The sequence below is a fragment of the Streptomyces sp. NPDC048415 genome, assembly GCF_040651675.1.
GTDB lineage: Bacteria > Actinomycetota > Actinomycetes > Streptomycetales > Streptomycetaceae > Streptomyces.
Genome location: NZ_JBEZKJ010000004.1, coordinates 193,747 through 209,218 on the forward strand (window position 1 = coordinate 193,747; position 15,472 = coordinate 209,218).

The 15,472-nt window shown below is 69.9% G+C and carries 11 protein-coding genes; 2 read left to right on the top strand and 9 right to left on the bottom strand.

Annotation, left to right across the window (positions count from 1 at the left end):
• Positions 1 to 23: 23 nt before the first annotated feature.
• Genes AB0D27_RS05270 through AB0D27_RS05280 form a run of 3 tightly spaced genes read right to left on the bottom strand, consistent with a single transcriptional unit; the run spans position 24 to position 3,602 of the window.
• On the bottom strand, positions 24 to 1,049 hold the full coding sequence (locus AB0D27_RS05270) for an ABC transporter permease (RefSeq protein WP_362502207.1): 1,026 nt from the start codon (positions 1,047 to 1,049) through the stop codon (positions 24 to 26).
• Positions 1,042 to 2,535 (bottom strand): sugar ABC transporter ATP-binding protein, encoded by a 1,494-nt coding sequence (locus AB0D27_RS05275; protein WP_362502209.1) that lies wholly within the window; start codon positions 2,533 to 2,535, stop codon positions 1,042 to 1,044. The genes AB0D27_RS05270 and AB0D27_RS05275 overlap by 8 nt, the downstream gene beginning before the upstream one ends.
• Complete coding sequence (locus tag AB0D27_RS05280; protein ID WP_362502211.1) at positions 2,532 to 3,602, bottom strand: sugar ABC transporter substrate-binding protein; 1,071 nt, start codon at positions 3,600 to 3,602, stop codon at positions 2,532 to 2,534. The genes AB0D27_RS05275 and AB0D27_RS05280 overlap by 4 nt, the downstream gene beginning before the upstream one ends.
• Positions 3,603 to 3,796: 194 nt before the next feature.
• Here AB0D27_RS05280 and AB0D27_RS05285 point away from each other — a divergent pair, with 194 nt between their 5' ends.
• Positions 3,797 to 4,534 (top strand): FadR/GntR family transcriptional regulator, encoded by a 738-nt coding sequence (locus AB0D27_RS05285; RefSeq protein ID WP_362502213.1) that lies wholly within the window; start codon positions 3,797 to 3,799, stop codon positions 4,532 to 4,534.
• A gap of 230 nt (positions 4,535 to 4,764) precedes the next feature.
• On the opposite strand, the gene AB0D27_RS05290 is transcribed toward AB0D27_RS05285, so the two are convergent.
• Genes AB0D27_RS05290 through AB0D27_RS05315 form a run of 6 tightly spaced genes read right to left on the bottom strand, consistent with a single transcriptional unit; the run spans position 4,765 to position 14,205 of the window.
• Positions 4,765 to 7,782: a glycoside hydrolase family 38 C-terminal domain-containing protein gene (locus tag AB0D27_RS05290; protein ID WP_362502215.1), complete on the bottom strand. Its 3,018-nt coding sequence runs from the start codon at positions 7,780 to 7,782 to the stop codon at positions 4,765 to 4,767.
• A gap of 29 nt (positions 7,783 to 7,811) precedes the next feature.
• On the bottom strand, positions 7,812 to 9,806 hold the full coding sequence (locus AB0D27_RS05295) for an endo-beta-N-acetylglucosaminidase (protein WP_362502216.1): 1,995 nt from the start codon (positions 9,804 to 9,806) through the stop codon (positions 7,812 to 7,814).
• Positions 9,803 to 11,059, bottom strand: coding sequence for a glycosyl hydrolase (locus AB0D27_RS05300; RefSeq protein WP_362502218.1), 1,257 nt, complete (start codon positions 11,057 to 11,059; stop codon positions 9,803 to 9,805). Before AB0D27_RS05300 ends, AB0D27_RS05295 begins: the two co-directional genes overlap by 4 nt.
• A gap of 30 nt (positions 11,060 to 11,089) precedes the next feature.
• On the bottom strand, positions 11,090 to 11,986 hold the full coding sequence (locus AB0D27_RS05305) for a carbohydrate ABC transporter permease (protein WP_362502377.1): 897 nt from the start codon (positions 11,984 to 11,986) through the stop codon (positions 11,090 to 11,092).
• A gap of 5 nt (positions 11,987 to 11,991) precedes the next feature.
• Entirely contained in the window at positions 11,992 to 12,909 is a 918-nt protein-coding gene (locus tag AB0D27_RS05310) for a sugar ABC transporter permease (protein WP_362502220.1), read from the bottom strand.
• 6 nt (positions 12,910 to 12,915) lie between these two features.
• On the bottom strand, positions 12,916 to 14,205 hold the full coding sequence (locus tag AB0D27_RS05315) for a sugar ABC transporter substrate-binding protein (protein WP_362502222.1): 1,290 nt from the start codon (positions 14,203 to 14,205) through the stop codon (positions 12,916 to 12,918).
• A 222-nt stretch (positions 14,206 to 14,427) separates the two neighbouring features.
• On the opposite strand from AB0D27_RS05315, the gene AB0D27_RS05320 reads away from it, so the two are divergent.
• On the top strand, positions 14,428 to 15,471 hold the full coding sequence (locus AB0D27_RS05320; protein WP_362502224.1) for a LacI family DNA-binding transcriptional regulator: 1,044 nt from the start codon (positions 14,428 to 14,430) through the stop codon (positions 15,469 to 15,471).
• The last annotated feature ends 1 nt before the right edge of the window (position 15,472 follow it).

A 15,472-nucleotide genomic window follows, 5' to 3' on the forward strand; every position in this document is an offset into this window, starting at 1 on the left:
GAGGCGTACGAGGTCGAGCGGGGTCAGTCCTGGGCGCGGCCCGTCGTCACCCGGGCGATCATCAGCGCGACCAGGATGATTCCGCCGTAGATGGCCTGGATCCAGAAGGAAGGCACCTGGGCGAGGGTGAGCAGGTTCTGCACCACTCCCAGCAGGAGTACGCCGGTCAGGGCGCCGAACATGGTGCCCTTGCCGCCGTCGAGGCTGATGCCGCCGATGACCGCCGCCGCGAACACGGTGAAGATCATGTTGTTGCCCTGGTTGGCGCTGATCGCCCCGACATAGCCGGTCTGCATGATCCCGCCGACCGAGGCGAGCACGCCCGCCACGACGAACACGCCGAGCATCACGCGCTCGACGCGGATGCCGGCCGCGCGGGCCGCGTCCGCGTTGCCGCCGATCGCGTACAGGGCGCGGCCGACGCGGTGGTACTTGAGGATCAGACCCGCGACGCCGAAGGCGACGGCGGCCAGCCACACCGACATCGGGACGCGCAGAAAGGTGGTGGTGGCCAGCGAGAAGAACGCGTCGGGCATCCCGAAGAGCGTCTTGCCCTTGGTCGCGCCGACCAGCAGTCCGCGCAGGATGATCAGCATCGCGAGGGTGACGATGAAGGCGTTGAGTTTGAACTTCACGACGAGGATGCCGTTGAAGGCGCCGATGACCGCGCCCAGGACGAGGATCGCGAGAAGGGCGAGCGCGGCCGGGAACTCCGTCCCCCACCCGGACTGGGCCGCGGGCAGTACCAGCAGGGCGCCGACGGCGGGCGCGATGCCGACGACCGACTCCAGCGACAGGTCGAACTTGCCGGTGATGAGCACGAGCGACTCGGCGAGCACGACCATGGCGAGGGCCGCCGAGGCGCCGAGGATCGAGATCAGGTTGCGCTCCGTGAGGAACGAGTCGTTGACGAACGCGCCGAGCACCATGAGCAGCAACAAGGCTGGTACGAGGGCGAGTTCACGTGCTCGGCGGAGCAGCACCGCCTTGGCCGCCCGCGGGTCGGCGGCCCGCAGGGGGGTGAGCGGCGGGGCCTTGGTGTCAGCCATGGTCCACTCCTTCGATGGAGGCGATCAGCTCGTGGTCGTGCCAGCCCGCCGGGTGCTCGGCGACGACGCGGCCGTGGAAGAGGACGAGGACGCGGTCGCAGCGGCGCAGGTCGTCGAGTTCGTCGGAGACGACGAGGACGGCGGTGCCGTCCTCGCGGGCGCTGTCCATGCGGGACAGCAGGGACTCCTTGGACTTCACGTCGACGCCCGCGGTGGGGTTGATGAGGACGAGCAGGCGCGGGTCCGAGGCCAGGGCGCGGGCCATGACGACCTTCTGCGCATTGCCTCCGGAGAGGTCGGAGACCGGCTGCTGCGGACCCTCGGTGTGGATGTCGAGGCGTTCGATCAGCTCGGCGGCGAAGCCGCGTTTGCGGTCGGTGCCGATGAAGCCGTAGCGGCCGAGCCGGTTCAGTACGGTCATCGTGGCGTTGTCGCCGATGCTCATCGCGGAGACCAGCCCCTGGTCGTGCCGGTCGCGCGGGACACAGCCGACACCGGCCTTCAGGGCCGCCTGTACGTCGCCGAACGGGAGCCGCTCGTCGCCCAGTCGGGCCGTTCCGCCCGTCGGGGTGTGCAGTCCCGCGAACGACTCGGCCAGCTCGATCTTGCCGCTGCCGCTGGATCCGGCGAGTCCGACGACCTCGCCGCGGCGGACCGTGAGGTCGATGCCCTCGTACACCTGCGAGGTGAGCCCCTTGACGTCGAGCATCACCGGCGCCCCGGCGGCCGCCGATGTGTGCGTGGCCGCGTATTCGCCGATCGACTCCCCCGCCATGGCCTCCACCAGCGCCGGGCGCGGGAGTTCGGCGACCGGCGCGGTGGTGATCCAGCGGGCGTCGCGCAGCACGGTGACCGTCTGGCACACCTCGTACACCTCCTGGAGGTGGTGCGAGATGAACAGGAAGGTGACGCCGGACTCCTGGAGCGCGCGCATCCGGGTGAAGAGCCGCTCGATCTCCCGGTTGTCGAGCTGCGCGGTCGGTTCGTCGAGGACGATGAAGCGGGCGCCGAAGCTCAACGCCCTCGCGATCTCCACCATTTGGCGGTCCTCGACCTTGAGGTCCGCGGTCCGCGCGTCCGGGTCGACCCGCACGTCCCAGGTCTGAAGAACCTCGGCCGCCTCGGACTTCAGCCTGCGCCAGCTGATGAAGCCGCCGCGACCGACGGGCTGACGGTTGATGAAGAGGTTCTCGGCGACCGTCAACTCGGGAACAACCGTGGGCCTTTGGTAGACGCAGGCCACCTTGCGGCGCCAGGCGTCGCGGTCGGCGAGCGGAGGAGCGGGCTCACCGTCGAAGTGGACGGTGCCCTCGTCCGGCGCCTGGAGGCCGGTGATGAGGGTGACGAGGGTGGACTTGCCGGCGCCGTTGCGGCCGACGAGGGCGTGCGACTCGCCCGGCAGCACGGTGAGCTGACCGTCTTGGAGGGCGACGGTGGGACCGTACCGTTTGACGATCCCCCGCGCCTCGACCAGTGGAGTGATCATTTGACCGTGTTGCCCCAGAGCTTGGAGTCGTCCACGTTGTCCTTGGTCACCAGCGGCGCGGGCAGCTGGTCCTCCAGGATGCCGCTGGGCAGCTTGACGATCTCGGAGTCGTGGTCGGTGGGGCCCGGCTTGAACGTCTTCCCCTCCATCGCCGCCTTGATGTAGTACATGCCGTACTTGGCATACGCGTCGGCGGGCTGCGAGACGGTGGCGTCGATCTGGCCCTTGCGGATGGCGTCGAACTCCTGCGGGATGCCGTCGTTCGAGACGATCGTGATGTGGCCCGCCTGGCCGGTCTTCTTGAGCATGCCCTTGGACTTGAGGGTCTGCAGCGTGGGCGCGAGATAGACGCCGCCCGCCTGCATGTAGATGCCCTTGATGTCGGGGTTGGCGTTGAGCAGGGTGTCCAGCTTGGATGCCGCGGTGTCGGACTCCCACTTGGCGGGAATCTCCAGGACCTTCAGCTTCGGGTAGTTCTTCTTCACGCAGGTACGGAACGCCTCGGAACGCTCGCGGCCGTTGACGGACGCCAGATCGCCCATGATCTGGACGACCTTGCCGGAGCTGATCTGCTTGCCGAGGTACTGGCAGGCCTTCTCGCCGTACGCGACGTTGTTGGCGCGTACGACCATGGCGACCTTGCCCTTCTCGGGCGCCACGTCGACGGCGACCACCGGCACGCCCTTGCGCTCGGCCTGGTCGAGGCCCGCGGCGATCGCCGCGCTGTCCAGGGGGGCCACGACGAGGCCCTTCACCCCCTGGTTGAGCTGGTTGTTGATGTCGGTGATCTGCTGGGAGGGGTCGCTGTTGGAGTTGACGGTCTTGAGGGCGTCCACGCCCTCGGACGTGGCCATCTTCGGGACGTAGTCGTTGTACGACTGCCAGAACGGCGAGGTCAGCAGGGGCAGGATCACCCCGACCTTGCCGGTGCCTCCGCCGCCGCCCGAGGCGCCGGTGTCCTTGGTGCTGCCGCATGCCGCGAGGGCGAGAGTCGCGCAGGCGGCCGCAGCCGCCGCACGCACCGCCCGCGACGAGATTCGCCTGTTGCGCACTGTTCTGCCGGCCATCTGACGGCTCCTCATCGAGCGTGATCGAGCAGGATGCGTGGCCGGAGGTCCCGCTACCGACCGGGACGAATATTTATCAGACCACTTCGGGGTCACAACACCCTTCGACGCCAAGTTTTCCTGGTTTCTAGCCGTAGTGGTCCGACCACATGGCTGGTTAGACTGCGGCGCACCCGGCAACAGGAGGATGTGGCGTGGACGAGACCCTGCCCAAGGGGACGGAGCCCGGCGGGACGGAGACGGCCCCGCACAAGGGCACCGTGACGCAGCGCGCCATCGAGCGGATCAAGGCGATGATCGGCGAGGGGCGCCTCGAACCGGGCCAGCGGCTGCCGACCGAACGCGATCTCGCGGCCCAGCTGGGCATGTCCCGCAGTTCCATGCGGGAGGCGATCCGCGCGCTCACGGTCCTCGGCGTCCTGGAGGCGCGGCACGGCTCGGGCATCTACGTCACTCAGCTGGAGGCCGGGGACCTGCTGGAGACGTTCGGCGTGGTGGCCGATCTGTCCCGGGGCCCACGCGTGGTGGAGCTGCTCGAAGTACGCCGGATCCTGGAGTCGACGGCGACCGCGCTCGCCGCGGCCCGCATCACGCCCGGGCAGCTCGCCGAGGTGGAGCAGCACCTGACGGCGATGAACGCGACGGACGATCCGGAGGAGATCCTCGCCCACGACCTCGCCTTCCACCGCGCCATCGCGGCGGCCGCGGGCAACGAGACCATGGCCGCCATCCTGGAGGGCCTCTCCTCGCGGACCTTCCGCGCCCGGGTCTGGCGCGGCTACCAGGAGGAGGGCGCCTTCGCCCGCACCCGGCGGGAGCACGCGGCGATCCACCGGGCACTGGTGGCGCACGACCCGGAGGCGGCGCGCGCGGCGGCGGCCGCGCACGTGGGCGAGGTGGAGGAGTGGCTGCGGACCCAGCTCACGTCGTAGCCGACTCAACTCTCGTCGTAGCCGCTCAGCTCACGCCGCCGCCGACCCAGCTCACGCCGTAGCCGCTCAGTTCACGCCGTAGCCGACTCAACTCTCGTCGTAGCCGCTCAGTTCACGCCGTAGCCGACCCAGCTCTCGTCGTAGCCGGACCAGCTCACGCCGCCGCCGACCCAGCTCACGCCGTAGCCGCTCAGCTCACGCCGCACTCGGCCCGCAGCCCCCGCCGCGTCTCAGGCGCGCCGCAGCCTCAGCGTCACCAGCTCGAAGGGGCGCAGCGGCAGCGTGATCCGGTCGCCGTCCCGGTCAGGTGCCGTCGCCTTCGCGAGCGGTCGCTCCAGCAGGTCGGTGACCGTGACGGCCGCGACCTCGAAGCCCACCGTGAGCGTGGCCCGCCTGCGACCGCCGCGCGACTCGTGGAAGCGGACGATCACGTCACCGCTGCCGTCGTCGGCCAGTTTGACCGCCGTCACCACGACGGCGTCCTGCTCGACGCTCACCAGTGGTGCGACCTCCCCGGCACCCGTCATGCGCCGCTCCGGCAGGTTGATCCGCCATCCCTCGCGCACCGCGTCGCCGATTCCCGCGCCCGGCACCAGCGCGTGCCGGAAGCGGTGTACGCCCTGGTCGGTCTCGGGATCGGGGAAGCGCGGCGCGCGCAGCAGCGAGACGCGCACGGTGGTGGTCGTACCGGAGTCGGTGTCGCGCACGGTCCGGGTCACGTCATGGCCGTACGTCGAGTCGTTCACCAGGGCGACGCCCCAGCCGGGCTCCTCGATGTGCACGAACCGGTGGTTGCACGCCTCGAACTTGGCCGCCTCCCAGGAGGTGTTGGTGTGGGTCGGCCGGTAGAAGTGCCCGAACTGGGTCTCGGACGCGTACCGCTCGGCATGCACATCGAGGGGGAAGGCGAGCTTCAGGAACTTCTCGGTCTCGTGCCAGTCGACCTCGGTGTCGATCGCGAGCCGCCGCTCGGCCGGCGCGAGCGAGAGCACCTGGGTGACCCGCGACGCGCCGAAGGACCGTACGACCCGGACCGACACGCCGTCCTCACCAGGCACGATCTCCTCGACGTCGACCAGGTCGGTGACGGTGTTGCGGTAGAACTCGTCGACGTCCCAGGCGTCCCACATGTTCGGGAAGTCGGAGTGGATCTGGAGCAGGTTGGCGGCCTTACCCGGCGCGATCGTCTCGCGGTCCGCGCCGAGGTCGTACGCGGAGACGACAAGCCCGCACCGGTCGATCTCGACGCGCAATACGCCGTTGTCGAGGACGTAGCCACCCATGGCACGCGGTGCGAGAGCGGTCCGGCCCTCTCCGGAAGGAACCCGGGCCGCCCCGGCGGGAACCCCGTTCCTGCTGTGCGGCGCGGAGTTGAACACCAGATCCGTCGATCCCTCGCCCGCCAGCGCGCGCTGGGCGGCGTCGATGATGCCGCCCAGTTCCGCGGCGACCCGCTCGTATGTCCTGCGGGCCTCCCGGTGCACCCAGGCGATGGACGATCCGGGCAGGATGTCGTGGAACTGGTGGAGCAGCACCGTCTTCCAGAGGTGGTCCAACTCCTCGTACGGATAAGGGAATCCGGTTCGTACGGCCGCGGTCGCCGCCCACAGTTCGGCCTCGCGCAGCAGGTGTTCGCTGCGGCGGTTGCCCTGTTTGGTCTTCGCCTGGCTGGTAAGCGTGGCGCGGTGCAGCTCCAGGTACAACTCGCCGACCCACACCGGAGCGTTGGGGTATTCGGCCTCGGCCTTTCGGAAGAACTCCGCCGGGGTCTCCCACGTCACGGTCGCGGAGCCTTCGAGGTCGCGGAGCCGGGACGCCTTGGCGACCATCTCGCGCGTGGTGCCGCCGCCCCCGTCGCCCCAGCCGGTGGGGGCGAGTGAGTGCCGGGCGACGCCCTTGTCCTTGAAGTTGCTCGCCGCGTGGGCGATTTCGCTGCCCTTCATGGAGCAGTTGTAGGTGTCGACGGGCGGGAAGTGCGTGAAGATCCTGGTGCCGTCGATGCCCTCCCACTGGAAGGTGTGGTGCGGGAACTTGTTCGTCTGGGACCAGGAGATCTTCTGCGTCAGCAGCCACTTGGAGCCCGCCGCCTTGATGATCTGCGGCAGTCCGGCGGCGAAGCCGAAGGTGTCGGGCAGCCAGGCCTCGTCGTTCTCGATGCCGAACTCGTCGAGGAAGAACCTTTTGCCGTGCACGAACTGACGGGCCATCGCCTCCGAGCCCGGCATGTTCGTATCCGACTCGACCCACATGCCACCGGCGGGGACGAACCGCCCGTCGGCCACCGCCCTCTTGACCCGAGCCCACACCTCGGGCCGGTGCTCCTTCACCCAGGCCCACTGCTGCGCCTGGGACATGGCGAAGACGAAGTCGGGCTCGTCCTCGAGCAGCGCGGTCATGTTGGAGGTGGTCCGGGCCACCTTGCGGACGGTCTCGCGCAGCGGCCACAGCCACGCCGAGTCGATGTGCGCGTGCCCGACGGCGCTGATGCGGTGGGCGGAGGGCGCGGCGGGCACGGACAGGACCTCCGACAACCGCGCGCGTGCCTCGGCCGCCGTGCCGCCCACGTCCTGGAGGTCCACCGCGTCCAGCGCCCGCTCCACGGCTCGCAGGATGTCCCAGCGCCGCGCGGACTCCACCGGCAGCTCGGCCATCAGCTCGCCGAGGACTTCCAGGTCGATGACGAGCTGCCACACGGTCTCGTCGAAGACCGCGAGGTCCATCCGCGTGAGGGTGTACTGCGGCTCGCTGCCCGCCGTCTCCCTGTCACCCAACTGCGTGGGCAGGAAGGGGTGATAGTCGAGGATGACCGGGTTGGACGCGGCCTCAATGTGCAGCCGGACCTCCTCGCCGCCCTCCACCGGGGCGCCGATGCGCACCCACTGGTTGCGCGGGTTGAGGCCCTTCACCGGAGTGCCGTCGGGCTGGTACACCAGTCCCTCGCACTGGAAGCCCGGCATGTTCTCGTCGAAGCCGAGATCCAGCAGGGCCTCGACGGTCTTGCCGGCCCACGCCCGCGGAACGGTTCCGGTGACCCGGAACCAGCTGGTGCCCCACGGAGCACCCCAGCGGGCGCCCACCTCGATCGGCTCCGGTGCCGCCGCGAGCCCTTCGGCGACCGGTACCGGCTCGCCGGGTGCGTTCCACACCGCCACGTCCAGCGGGACGGACTCGGGGTACACGGCGGGGCGGATGCGCTCGTCGAGGACGCGCCTCAGGCGGGCTTCGACCAGCGTGCGGTCGTCATGCATGAGAGAGCTCCGTGGGGTGAGGGTGCGGACTACCAGGTGTGGGTGGTCGTGGCGGGGGTCGAGACGGTGAAGAGCTCCCCCACCGCGCGCAGTTCGAACCGCGCGGCCGGCTCGCCCTGCTCGGGGACGAGTGAGCCGACGTAGAAGGCGCGCTGGCAGGTACCGCCGAGGAAGCGGCGTGTGCCGTCGGGAAGGGTCCGGTACAGCTCGTAGTGGCGTACGGGGCCGGGGGCGGCCTGCCAGGCGAAGCGCAGGCTGCCTCCGGCGGCGTCGGTGACGCGCAGGCCGGTGGGCGCCGCCGGGGTCACCACCGCGTCCCGGACGGCGAGAGAGCCGAGGCGCCAGCGCACGGGACCGCTGCGGCCGGTCAGCCGGACGCCCAGCGCGTGCATGGTCCCCGTCAGCCCGGTCAGCCGCACCGTCGAGGTCCCCCAGCTGTCGCCCGCGCTCACCGGGAAGTACGTGTACGGGGGTGCCGCCCCCGCCGCGCCCGGTTCGGCGGTGGCGACGGCGAGCTCGACGCGCACACTGCCGGAGTCGGCGCGGTGGGTCAGCTCGACGACCGTGTCGGAGCCGAGGGGAAGCCGGGTCGCGTACAGGTCCAGCGTGGCCGGCGCGCCGAGGGCACCGTCGACCAGCAGGCTGCTGCCGCCGCGCCAGGCGTCCGCGAAGTCGAAGGTGACGGCGGGACGTTGGCCGGTGGTCCGCACGACCCAGCGGCGGGACGGCAGCCGGTCCTGGAGACCGAGGTGGTTCCAGGGGGTGTCCGAGGTGGCCTTGCCGTTCTCGTACCACTTCAGGCCGTGCCCCGTGTTGAAGACGGTAGCGAAGGGGACGGAGGTGACGGTGGAGCGGTCGGCGACGGAGACGGCGGGGGCCCGCCAGCCGGCCGTCGTGTCCGGCTTGGAGGGATCGAGGGAGGCGCCGGTCCAGAAGGTGTCGTCGGCCGCGTGGAAGTCGCCGGGCGTGTGGCTCGCGGGGAGGTGGTTGCGGGTCCACTCGGGCCGGTAGAAGCCGATGGAGGTGACATGCGCCTTGTTGGTCGGCACGATCGCGTCCCAGTTCACGGACGTGTTCGTGCCGTTGGACTCGACGTCGACGCCCGCCCACAACTCGTAGCGACTGCGCCCCAGTTGCTGGGCGGTCGTCCCGGAGGAGGTCAGAGAGCCCTGCGACCAGCGGAAGTCGATGAACAGGCAGTCGGCGGCCTGGAAGAACGCCTTGTTCTGGTTGTTCAGCGCCCCCTGCCAGCTCACCGAGCCGTTCACGGTCATCGCGTCGTACCAGGTGACGCGCTGCCCCTTCGCCGCCCCGAGCGCCTTCAGTTCCCGGACGAAACCGAGCATGTCGGTGGCGAGCGCGGTGTTCCCGCCGTCGGTCTCGGCGTTGATGAACCAGCCGTCGAAGCCGTACGCGGCGGCCACGGCGACAAGTTGGGCGGCGAGTGGGTAGTGCCCGGCGGTGTCCTTCTGCACCAGGTCGCGGGTCCACTGGAGCCGGCCGCCGTAGGCGACGGGCGGCAGGAACACATTGCCGAGTACGGGGACGCCGTGGCGGTGGGCGGCGTCCACGATCGGCGCGTTGGGCGCGAGGATCAGCCCCTCGCCCGACGAGCCGCCCCAGAAGACGAGTTCGTCGACGTACGCCCAGTGGGTGAGGGCGTAGTAGTCGGCGGTGGCGGCGCCCTGCGAGGGATTGCTCGAGGTGGGTCCGAAGGAGACAAGGGACTGGATGCGGGCCTGACCGGAGCGGGCCGTCGAGTTCGCGGGGGTCGGCGTGAAGCGCGCGGCGAGCGGCACGGAGGCCGCGTTGAAGGCGAGATCCGTGTCGCTCTCGGCCCGCCAGGACTTCAGGCTGCGCCAGCTGATGCCGGCGCCCGGGGTGCCCGCGGGCAGGGAGTCCGGGTACCAGTAGGAGGCGTACGGCTGGAGTGCCGTCGTCTTCGGGGCGGCTGTCGCGGGCAGCGCGGGCAGCAGGGCGGTCGCGGCGCCGGCGAGCAGCACGGTGCGTCTGGTGGGGTTCACGAGCGGGTGCCTCCTTGTGGGGTGGGGAGAACCTGGCCGGGAGAGACGACTTCGGTGATGCCGCGCGCGGTGAGGTGGTCCGTGTCGTCCGCGCGCACGTCGAGGACGGTGGTCGGGCGGGCGCCGTCGGCGACCAGCCGGAAGAAGGCGTCGAAGACCGGTCCGCCCGGGCCGCAGAGCGAGCGGGCCGACGGGTCGGCGGGAACGACGAGGGCCGTGGTACGGACGGCGGGCGCGTAGGTGTGCTCGCGGGCCGCGCGTGCCAGCACGTGCGCGATGTCCTTGGGCTTGCGGTCGTTGGTCAACAGCCCGAGCCCGTATTCGAGTTCCGGGAAGTCGGCGAGGTCGCGGGACACGTCGTGCGAGCACCACCAGGTGATGCCCCACAGATCCGGGCAGTCGAGGGCGTTCGCGACGGTCGCCTCCGCGAAGGCGGCCGCGTACTCGGCCGGGACGAGGGGCTGGGGAGCGCCGACCTCTTGGAGCCAGACGGGCCGGTGGGGCCCGTCGGCCCAGGCCTTGCTCAGCTCGATGAGGTACGCGGCGTGGTGTTCGGCCGGGACGGAGAGACGACCGTGCCGTTGGGCGGTGCCGTTGAAGACCCAGGAGTGGACGGCCGTGACGGCACCGTGCCGGGCGGCCTGGGCCGGGGTGAACGGCATGTCGGCCTGGTACCAGGTCGCGTCGTACTCGGCGTGCAGGTGCAGCTTGCCGGGCGCGCCTTCCTCGCAGGCCGCGAGCATCCGCTCCAGCCACGCGTCGATCTCGGCGCTGCCCGCCCGGTCGGGGTCCGGATGCGGTCCCGCCGAGAACTGGTTGACCTCGTTGCCGACGGTCATGCCGATGAAGGTGGGCCGGTCCGCGAGAGCCGCTGCGAGCGTGCGCAGATAGGCCGCTTGGCCGTCGACGACGTCCGGGTCGGTGAAGATGTTCCGCCGGTGCCAGGTCCGCGTCCACGCGGGCAGGAAGTCGAAGCTCGACAAGTGCCCTTGCAGGCCGTCCACGTTGACGTCGAGCCCGCGTTCCGCGGCGGCATCGGCGAGCGCGACGAGCTGCTCTACGGCGCGCGGGCGGATCAGCGTGCGGTTGGGCTGGAAGTAGGGCCACAGCGGGAAGACCCGGATGTGGTCCAGGCCGAGTGCGGCGATCGAGTCGAGATCGGCGCGTACGGAGTCCAGGTCGAAGTCGAGCCAGTGGTGGAACCACCCTTCGCTGGGCGTGTAGTTGACGCCGAAGCGCACAGCAGGAGGCATGCGGATTCCTTGGAACGGGGGTACGGAGGTTCAGCCCTTGACGGCGCCCTCGCCGACGCCGCGGAAGAAGTAGCGCTGAAGGCAGGCGAAGAGGGCGATCAGGGGCGCCACGGCGATGATCGTTCCCGCGGCGACGAGCCGTTCGTCATTGGCGAAGGTGCCGTGCAGATAGTTGAGCCCGATGGTCAGGGTGAACTTCGACGGATCGCTGAGCACGATCAGCGGCCACAGGAAGTCGTCCCAGGCGCCCATGAAGGCGAAGATCGCGACCACGGCGAGCGTGCCCCGCACCGACGGCAGCGCGATCCGCAGAAAACGCTGCCAGGCGTTCGCCCCGTCCACGAAGGCCGCCTCCTCGATCTCGTACGGGAGGTTGAGGAAGGCGTTGCGCATCAGCAGCACGTTCATCGCGCTGACGCAGGCGGGCAGCACCACACCGATCAGCGTGTTGTTCAGACCGAGTTCCCGCATGGTCGTGAACTGGGCGATGATGATGCTCTCCGCCGGCACGAGCATCGCCAGGATGAAGACGAGGGTGGCGACTCCCCGGCCCCGGTAGCGCAGCCGGGCCAGGGCGTAGCCCGCGAGCGCCGAGCCCACGCAGTTGGTCACGACGTTGGCGCCGGCGACCTTGAGCGAGTTGAGGGCGTAGTCCCAGACGGGGATGGTGTCGGCGACCCGCTGGTAGTTGTGCAGAGTCGGGTCGCTCGGCAGGAACGTGGGCGGCGAGCTGAAGATGTCCTCGTGCGGGCCCTTGAGCGAGGTGGACAGCTGCCACAGGAACGGGCCGACGGTGAGGGCGAGGACGGCCAGCAACAGCAGATAGCGCAGGGCGAGTTCCCAGACACGGATGCGGCGGCCGTGCTCATCGGTGACGCGTGGCTCCTGGCGCGCCACCGCGGTCTCTGTCGGCCGCGCCTTCTCCATGACGCTCACGCCTCCTCCTTCCGGTCGGCGCGCAGCACCAGCAGCATCAGTACGACGGTGACGACGAAGACGACGACGGAGATGGCTGAGGCGTAGCCGACGCGGCCGGTCAGCCCGGTGCCGGTGCGCTGCACGAGCATCACGAGGGTGGTGTCCTCGCCCGCCGGACCGCCGTCCGGGCCCGCCATCAGGTAGACCTCGGAGAACACCTTGAAGGCGGAGACCGAGGAGAGCGCGGCGACCAGCACCATCGTGGAGCGGACGGCGGGCACGGTCACCGTGAAGAAGCGGCGCACCGCGCCCGCGCCGTCCACCTGCGCGGCCTCGTGCAGCTCGCGCGGCACGTTCGCGAGCGCCGCCAGATAAATGATCATGTAGTAGCCGAGCCCTCTCCACACCGTGACGGCCATGGCGCTCAGCAGGAGCAGCCACTGGTCGCTGAGGAAGCCGACCCTGCCGACGCCGATCGCCTCCAACAACGCGTTCACCAGGCCGCGTTCGTCCAGGAGCCACACCCAGATCAGGCCGACCACGACGATGGAGGCGACCACCGGGGTGTAGAAGGCCGACCGGAAGAAGGTGATGCCGGGGATGTTCTTCTGGACCAGCAGGGCGAGCAGCAGCGGCAGCAGCACGAGCGCGGGGACGACTCCGACGACGTACAGCGTGCTGTTGCGCAGTCCGGTCCAGAACATGTCGTCGTGCAGCAGCTCGCGGAAGTTGGCGAGACCGACGAACCTGCCCGGGATCAGGGTGCGGCGATCGGTGAAGGCGTTGATGAGCGTGGAGACGAAGGGATGGAGGACGAAGACGCCGGTGATCAGCAGACCGGGTGCGGCGAACAGCCAGGGACTGGTGGGGAGATGGCGCCGCACCCGGGTCACGGGGCGCCCGGTCCGGGCGACCCGGGAAGAACTCGCCATGCCGGTTCAGCCCTGCTGCTGGAGCAGCCGATTACAGGCCTTGACAGCGTTGTCAAGAGCCGTCTTGGGGCTCTCCTTGCCCTGAAGTGCCTTGGCGACCTCGTTGCGCAGCGCGGTCTTCATCTGATCGCTGAAGAGGACGGGCGTGTAATTGACCGCGTTCTTCAGCGACTTGGCGGCGGCGATCCGTACCCGCGTCTCGTCCGTCCCGTCCTCCTTGGTGAAGTACGGGTCGTCCAGTGATCCGGCGGTGCTCGGAAAGATCGCGACCTTCTTGGCGAACGACATCTGGTTGTGGGCATCGGTCACGTGGTGCGCGAAGGCGACCGCGGCCGGGGTGTGCTTGGTGCGCGAGTTGACCATCACGCCCATCACGTACATGTTCACCTTGCCGGTGCTGGTGATCTGGTCCGTGATGCCGATGTTCTTGTACAGGTTCGGCGCCTGCTTCTTGAAGTTGTCGAGGTCCAGGGCGCTTCCCGGGTTCATGGCGACGGCACCGGTCAGGAACTTCTTGCCGGACGACTCGGGGGTGGCGGTCAGCGCCTGCGGGTCGAGCGCCTTGGCGTCGTACAACTCCTTGTACTTCGTGAGGAGTTCGATCCCCTTGGCGTCATTGAAGGAGAACGCGGTGCCCTCCTTGTTCATCAGCTCGACGCCGTAGCGGCCGAAGTCCTCGACGGTGGGCACGTTGGCGAGCGTGGCCACCTTGCCGTCACTCTTCTTCGCCAACTGCAGGGCGTCGGCGAAGAGTTCGTCGTACGTCGTCGGCGGCTTGGAGGCGTCGAGCCCGGCCTGCTTGAAGAGCGACTTGTTGTAGAAGAGCGGACCGGTGTTGAGGTACCAGGGGAAGGCGTACGTCCCGGTCATGCCCGGGATCCGGTGGCCGGCCCAGGCGCCGTCCAGGTACTCCTTCTTGTACTTCGCGGCGGACTTGTCGAGATCGAGCGCGAGGCCCGCCTTGGCGAGCGGTGCGACCAGGTCGGGTGAGACGTTGACGACGTCGGGCAGGGTGCCGCCCGCCGCGTCGGCACTGATCTTGTCGGCGTAGCCCTCGGCGGGCTGGTCGATCCACTTCACATGCGTGCCGGGGTACTTCTTCTCGAAGTCGGCGATCACACCCTCGAAGTAGGACTTGAAGTTGGCCCTCAGATTCCAGGTCTGGAAGGTGATGTCGCCCTCGACCTTGCCGGAGGCGTCCGTGGAACCGCCGCCGTCGTCACCCGAGCCGCAGGCACTCAGCGGCAGGACGAGGGCGACGGCGGCGGCGACAAGCGCTCTGCGGGGTATGGGCACGGTGACACGGCTCCCTTACGGCGTCGGCGAGAGGTGGCGCCAGCGACCATGCCCGGCAAGCTCACAAGAAGTCAATGGATTCGCACCGACTAAAGGAAATTGCGTAACATTAGTGCAGCTCAGAGGCGCGCACACGGCTACTTGCACGTCATCGCTAATGCGCTTTAGCCTTCTACGCCTCAAGCGCATTAGTGCGCAGCTCGGAGAAATGAGGAGGCCCACGTGCCAGCCAAGCGGTCTCCGGCGCGCCGGCCGACGATGAAGGACATCGCGCGGCGCGCCGGGGTCTCCGAGAGCGCCGTCTCCTTCGCGCTCAACGACCGGCCCGGGGTCTCCGAGGTGACCCGTGACCGGGTGCGCAGGGTCGCCGAGCAGCTGGGCTGGCGGCCCAGTACGGCGGCGCGCCAGCTGTCCGGCGAGGGCGCGGCCACGGTGGGCCTGGTGGTGGCGCGCCCCGCCGACACGCTGGGCGTGGACTCGTTCTTCCTCCAGCTGATCTCCGGCATCCAGGAGGTCCTGGCGGAGCGTCATCTCGGCCTGCTCTTCCAGGTGGTCGAGGACGTGGACGCCGAGTGCGCGGTCTACCGGCGCTGGTGGGCCGAGCACCGCGTGGACGGCGTGCTGGTGGTCGACCCGCGCGTCGACGATCCGCGTCCGGACCTGCTCGACGAGCTGGGGCTGCCCGCCGTGGTCATCGGCGGCGCGCCGGACGCCCGGCACCCGGGGCTGTCCACCGTCTGGGCGGACGACGCGGGCGCGATGGCCGCGCTGGTGGACGAGCTGTACGCGCTCGGCCACCGTCGGATCGCGCACATCGCGGGCCTGCCGGGGCTCGCCCACACCGAACGCCGGATCCGGACGCTGCGGGCCGAGGCCGGGCGGCGGGGCCTGACCGAGGTCCGCTCGGTGACCACGGACTACTCGGACGCCGAGGGGGCCGCCGTCACCCGCCGCGTCCTGGAGAGCGGCACCCCGCCGACCGCGCTGGTCTACGACAACGACGTGATGGCCGTCGCCGGCGTCGCCGCGGCCACTGAGCTCGGCTTCTCCGTCCCCGGTGACGTCTCGGTCGTGGCCTGGGAGGACTCCGCGCTGTGCCGCATGGTCAAGCCGTGGCTGTCCGCGCTCTCCCGCGACACCGTGGAGTTCGGGCGCACCGCCGCGCAGGAGCTGACCGCCCTCCTGGACGGCGGTCCGGCGCGAACGGTGCGGGTTCCGGTGCCCCGGTTGATCGAGCGGGACAGCACGGGGCGCCGAGGGGCGTGAG

Bases quoted from the DNA above. Each gene is read 5' to 3' on its own strand.
- AB0D27_RS05270 (WP_362502207.1), bottom strand. From the start codon at position 1,049: ATGGCTGACACCAAGGCCCCGCCGCTCACCCCCCTGCGGGCCGCCGAC.
- AB0D27_RS05275 (WP_362502209.1), bottom strand. From the start codon at position 2,535: ATGATCACTCCACTGGTCGAGGCGCGGGGGATCGTCAAACGGTACGGT.
- AB0D27_RS05280 (WP_362502211.1), bottom strand. From the start codon at position 3,602: ATGGCCGGCAGAACAGTGCGCAACAGGCGAATCTCGTCGCGGGCGGTG.
- AB0D27_RS05290 (WP_362502215.1), bottom strand. From the start codon at position 7,782: ATGCATGACGACCGCACGCTGGTCGAAGCCCGCCTGAGGCGCGTCCTC.
- AB0D27_RS05300 (WP_362502218.1), bottom strand. From the start codon at position 11,059: ATGCCTCCTGCTGTGCGCTTCGGCGTCAACTACACGCCCAGCGAAGGG.
- AB0D27_RS05305 (WP_362502377.1), bottom strand. From the start codon at position 11,986: ATGGAGAAGGCGCGGCCGACAGAGACCGCGGTGGCGCGCCAGGAGCCA.
- AB0D27_RS05310 (WP_362502220.1), bottom strand. From the start codon at position 12,909: ATGGCGAGTTCTTCCCGGGTCGCCCGGACCGGGCGCCCCGTGACCCGG.